The sequence below is a fragment of the Synechococcus sp. 8F6 genome (assembly GCF_002252665.1).
Lineage (GTDB): Bacteria > Cyanobacteriota > Cyanobacteriia > PCC-6307 > Cyanobiaceae > Cyanobium_A.
Genome location: NZ_NQKZ01000042.1, coordinates 1 through 4766 on the forward strand (window position 1 = coordinate 1; position 4766 = coordinate 4766).

General features: G+C 61.3%; 8 protein-coding genes. 1 reads left to right on the forward strand and 7 read right to left on the reverse strand.

Features of this window, described 5'->3' with window-relative positions; genetic code table 11:
• Positions 1-157: 157 nt before the first annotated feature.
• The 7 genes from CJZ78_RS13205 to CJZ78_RS13240 all read right to left on the reverse strand — a co-directional run bounded on the left by CJZ78_RS13205 (position 158) and on the right by CJZ78_RS13240 (position 4558).
• Positions 158-514 (reverse strand): hypothetical protein, encoded by a 357-nt coding sequence (locus CJZ78_RS13205; RefSeq protein WP_143592961.1) that lies wholly within the window; start codon positions 512-514, stop codon positions 158-160.
• 552 nt (positions 515-1066) lie between these two features.
• Positions 1067-1291, reverse strand: coding sequence for a type II toxin-antitoxin system HicA family toxin (locus CJZ78_RS13210; RefSeq protein WP_094561760.1), 225 nt, complete (start codon positions 1289-1291; stop codon positions 1067-1069).
• Positions 1291-1524: a type II toxin-antitoxin system HicB family antitoxin gene (locus CJZ78_RS13215; RefSeq protein WP_094561761.1), complete on the reverse strand. Its 234-nt coding sequence runs from the start codon at positions 1522-1524 to the stop codon at positions 1291-1293. The genes CJZ78_RS13210 and CJZ78_RS13215 overlap by 1 nt, the downstream gene beginning before the upstream one ends.
• Before the next feature lie 871 nt (positions 1525-2395).
• Positions 2396-2764, reverse strand: coding sequence for a plasmid stabilization protein (locus CJZ78_RS13225; RefSeq protein WP_094561763.1), 369 nt, complete (start codon positions 2762-2764; stop codon positions 2396-2398).
• On the reverse strand, positions 2761-2988 hold the full coding sequence (locus CJZ78_RS13230; protein ID WP_233128804.1) for a type II toxin-antitoxin system ParD family antitoxin: 228 nt from the start codon (positions 2986-2988) through the stop codon (positions 2761-2763). The genes CJZ78_RS13225 and CJZ78_RS13230 overlap by 4 nt, the downstream gene beginning before the upstream one ends.
• Before the next feature lie 719 nt (positions 2989-3707).
• Positions 3708-4040 (reverse strand): hypothetical protein, encoded by a 333-nt coding sequence (locus CJZ78_RS13235; protein WP_143592963.1) that lies wholly within the window; start codon positions 4038-4040, stop codon positions 3708-3710.
• 281 nt (positions 4041-4321) lie between these two features.
• The gene (locus CJZ78_RS13240; RefSeq protein ID WP_094561765.1) at positions 4322-4558 is read right to left on the reverse strand and encodes a hypothetical protein; all 237 of its coding nucleotides are present in this window, start codon (positions 4556-4558) and stop codon (positions 4322-4324) included.
• A 75-nt stretch (positions 4559-4633) separates the two neighbouring features.
• On the opposite strand from CJZ78_RS13240, the gene CJZ78_RS13245 reads away from it, so the two are divergent.
• A partial coding sequence (locus CJZ78_RS13245) for a transposase (RefSeq protein ID WP_143592842.1) occupies positions 4634-4766 on the forward strand: 133 nt, incomplete at its 3' end.

Here is a 4766-nt window from a genome sequence, read left to right on the forward strand (position 1 = left end):
CAGAAGTGGTCTGGATCAATCCGCCAACACCGGAAATCCAACACCAACCCGCTACGTTTGTCGTGGCTGCCTGATCAGCAGCAAGGGCGTCATCTTTCCTGGCAGTCACCGGATCACGAGGGCGAACCGCCAGCGAGATCAGCGAGCTCGGTAGCAATCAGCTGCAGGAATCTCCTGTGGAGGGGGGTGGGGTCGAGCCAGACAAGTGCTCCCGCTCGAAGCGCTCGAGCCTGGAGTTGGCTTGCTCGAGCCGCGCGATCTCGCTCTCGAGCTGTTTCATCCGCTTCTTGTGCTCGATCTTCCTGTTCTCGTGCTCGATCTTTCTGTTCTTGCACTCGATCTTCCTGTTCTCGTGCTCGATCTTCCTGCGCTCGAATTCGATCTCGCGAATCTCGTATTCGACGACGGGATGCCAATTGAGCCTCGACAACCAGCGTCGCCAGCGAGGCAGCGAGGACAGAAACTCCGATTTGCTTATTGAGCTGGAGGGTTGGGCCCCAAAAGAAGTCGACATGGTCATAACCCGTAAAAAGTGTGATCAAGGCGAGCAGAAGGCCGGCAATGAGCGTGATCGCGCCCTGTAGGTCAATTCCCAAAACCACCGTAGCCAGCCCAAACCCTGAACACAGGATAGTACAAGCAAACTAGTAAAGCATCCGTGGAATCACGGGTCCCGCCGCCGGCCTGCACCCCTAAACCCCACAATCCGCCCGTTTACGGGCAGCAACCTCGGGAGCCAGCCAGGCGCCGGTGCTCCCAGTGGCCCTCCAAAGAGTGAGGCGCAAAGCATCGCGAAGAAGCTTGCGGTGCTCGCTAGGGCTGGGTGCAGCAAATCGGTCGGGCCAACGCGAATGCCCTGGCTGCCGAGGGCGATGCGGGGCGAGCGCTGGTGGCGCAACCAGTGGGCGAGGGCGGTGATCTGGGTGATGGTGGGAAGCTAAAAACATCAGGGCAGTTTCACCAAAAAAGCGGGCTTCAAGTAGCGGGTCGGCGGGGGCGAGGCCCTTCCGGCCCGTGGCAATGGTCAGCAACGCTGCCGAGCAGGAACTGGTTGAGGAAGGGCAGCTCAGTTCGCTAGAAACGTCTCAACACTGATGCCTGCTTGGCGCAGGATGGCGCGAAGGGTTCCCTCTGGCATGTCACCGGGGTGGTTCGGGATCGTGGTGTAGCGATTGCCGGAATGTTGGTACCAGATCTCGTGGGAACCAGCTGCTTGGCGGTCAAACGCAAAGCCGAAGAGTTTCAAACGCTTGGTGACATCCCGATACCGATAACCAGACAGACGACCCACTACGCGCTCAGAACAACGGGAAGCTCAAAGGACTGCGAGAGGGGAGCAGAAGCTTCAAGTTCACCCCGATCAAGCCGCGCTTCGCGAAGCTTTTTGGCCACATCACGGGCAATCTCGAGGGTCTCCGCCACGGTGCGCCCCTGGGCGATCAGACCGGGAATGCTTTCACAGGTTGCCAGAAAGCCGCCCTCAGGAAGCTGCTCCAAATGAAAGTTGACGAGCCATTCAGCCACGGCGGAGGTCCCGGAGGGTCAATTCAATTTAGGAAGACATTTGTTCCCGATAGCTGGCGGCGAGGAGCAGGGCAGCGAAAACCGTAATCCAGCCTTGACGTTCAAGTCCTAAAACCACTTTAGCCAGCAGAAACCTGAACACAGGATAGTACAAGCAAACTATCAAAGCATTCGTAAAATCACGCAAAGGCCAGCCTGGTGCTACCCCTAAACCCCACAATCCGCCCGCTTACGGGCAACGATCTCGGGAGCCAGCCAAGCGCCGGTGCTGCCAGTGGCGCGCCAAAGGGTGAGGCGCAGAGCATCCCGAAGCAGCTTGCGGTGCTCGCTAGGGCTGGGGGTAGGCAAATCGGCCGGACCAACGCGAATGCCCTGGCTGCCGAGGGCAATGCGGGCGAGGACTACGGCGCGGGCGGTGTGATCGGGATCGGTGGCGATCCAGACGCGGCGGGGCGAGGGGACGGGCTGGACGCGAAGCCAGGCGGCCAGGGCGGTGATCTGGGTGGTGGTGTCGTAGCCCTGGAGCAGTTCGGGCAGGGGCTGTGGCGGCGGAGTGGTGCGGGGGCAGCGGATTAGCAGACGCTGCGGCGGCCGTGAACAACACCGTGACAGCAGCCAGGAGCTGGAGCCGCATTAGGCCGAGTGCAGTCAGCAGCAAGCCCGCAACACCATCGACCACACAGCCTCGGCGTAGCCGGACATTTGCTAGGGGTGATGGTGGGATGCAGCAAAAACATCAAGCTGGTCTCCCCCAGCTCTCCGCCCACAGGCAACCGCTCAGCCGCCACATCACCGAAGCGGCCCACGGACTGACTGGAGCCGAGGGACAATGAACAGAAAAAATCAAATCACGCTGGTGAACAAGACAGGCTCAGACCTCGGAACTCTTTTGCAGCAGGCGAACCAACATGCGGCGCTGGTGATCTTGGCCACCGAAGAGCACAGCAAGCACCTGGATGTCCCGCTGCAGAGCGCGTGGCCGAAACCAATAGACCGCGCGATCGAGAGCCAGATGTCGAAGGCCAGGCATCAGATCATCGTGCGATTCTCCGCGCCAAGGAGCGGTGGCTAACCGTTCAGCGGCAGCAATAATGGCCTCGATGCGCGCTTGTGCGTGTCGATTAGCCTCGGCCGGTGATTCCCCAAAACCACAGTAGGCCTGAGTGAGGTGCTCAGTGATCAGCAACAGATCGTTGATGGACTCTGCGGCGAAGACAACCGTCCATGGAGCCTCGCTCATCGGGGCTGCGCCGCCAACTTGGCCCGCAGTTGATCGGCAGAGATGAAGGCCCCATTCGCGCGCTGCTGAAGCAAGACCTGCAAAGCCGCTCGATCGGCTTGGGCATCAGCCTCCTGCTGCTGCAGCAGCTCAAGGCCCTGCTGCAGCACAGCACTCACCGACGGGAAGCGACCAGCGCCCACCAAGGCCTTGGCAAAAGCATGCTGATCCTCGCGGAGAGACACGGAACTCTTGACGACCACGAGAGCAGCACCCACAAGCACAACCTAGTGTGACTGAGTAACACCAGATCGTCAAGGGTCCTGGCCCTTGCTCTCGAGCCACCCCGCCGCAGCCAAGACCTGGGCCACGCTGGCTTGAAGCGCCACAGACACCACACCCGCGGCCAGAAAGCCGCGTTGGCAGCTGCCCCTAAACCCCACAATCCGCCCGTTTGCGGGCATCAACCTGGGAAGCCAGCCAAGCGCCGGTGCTCCCAGTAGCGCGCCAGAGGGTGAGGCGCGGGGCATGCAGGAGAAGCTTGCGGTGCTCGCTAGGGCTGGGGATAGGCCAATCAGCCGGGCCAATGCGAATGCCCTGGCCGCCGAGGGCAATGCGGGCAAGGACTACGGCGCGGGGCGGTGTGATCGGGATAGGGGGCAATCCACACCCGGGCCCTGCGCGGCGAGGGCTGGTGGCGCAACCAGTGGGCGAGGGCGGTGATCTGGGTGGCGGTGTCGAAGCCCTGCAGCAGTTCGGGGGTGGGCTGGGGTGGCGGCGTACCTCTAGGGCAGCGAATTAGCAGGCGGCGAAGCGACCTCGGCCACCATCCAGCACCACCACCAGATCACTACCAGGGCCAGGCCAGCCACATCCCAGAGGTCAGCGGGTTGGGTGATCACCATTCCGACCTCGCCGGCGATGGTCCATCAAGCAAACCCGCCGTATTCCTCCAGCAGCGAAATCACATCTCGGACTCGCCTGGCATTGCGTTCGGAGGGGTCGAGCTGGTGTCGGAGCTGAACAAGATTGCACTCAGCTTGACATTGAGCTCGGCGAGCCGCTCGTTCTCGCTCCTCAGCTGCTTCATCCGCTGCTCGTGCGCGATCTTCCGCTTCTCGAATTCGATCTCTCTCCGATCGAACTCGATCTCTCTCAGCTCGTAGTCGACAACGGGTCGCCAATTGAGCATCGCCAAGCAGCTGCGGAACCAGGGCAGCGAGGAGTAGTAGGCGGATTTATCGAAACAGCCCTTGCTGGTTGAGGGCGACGGCGCTGATGAAGGGGATGTGGACATGGCTGTAAGACGAGAAAAGAGTGATCAGCGCCAGCAGGCCGCCCAGGAGCAGTGTGATCCAACCCTGGATGTCGAACAGAAAAACCCTACCCACGCCGAGCCCTCGCCGCTCATTTTATAATACACCTGTACTGCTCAACAGGGGCGCCCTCGCAGCCACCAGCGAATCCTGCCGGAACAAAAACCTGGGCCACCTGCAGCCGTGAACACTCAAACCAGCAGCGGCCTCACGACCTGCAGCCGGAACAACACCTGAGCCGATTTCACAAGGTCTCTACCCCCTAAACCCCACAATCGGCCCGCTTGCGGGCAACAACCTTGGGAACCAGCCAGGCACCGGTGCTCCCAGTGGCACGCCAAAGGGTGAGGCGCAGGGCATGCAGGAGAAGCTTGCGGTGCTCGCTAGGGCTGGGGGCAGGTAAATCGGCCGGGCCAACGCGAATGCCCTGGCTGCCAAGGGCAATGCGGGCAAGGACTACGGCGCGGGCGGTGTGATCGGGATCGGTGGCAATCCACACCCCCCTCTGCCAGGAAAGTTGACGCCTCTCCAACCCGACCACTTTTTTCACCAGGGGGCTTGATGGAGCAGGGCAATGCGTCGTTACAGCGAGGCCTTTAAGGCTGATGTGAGGAGGCGTATGACTCCGCCGAACCGCCAGAGCGTTTCCCAGATTTCAGCAGAGCTGGGCATTCACGTGGCCAGCCTCTACAACTGGAGAAAGGCCT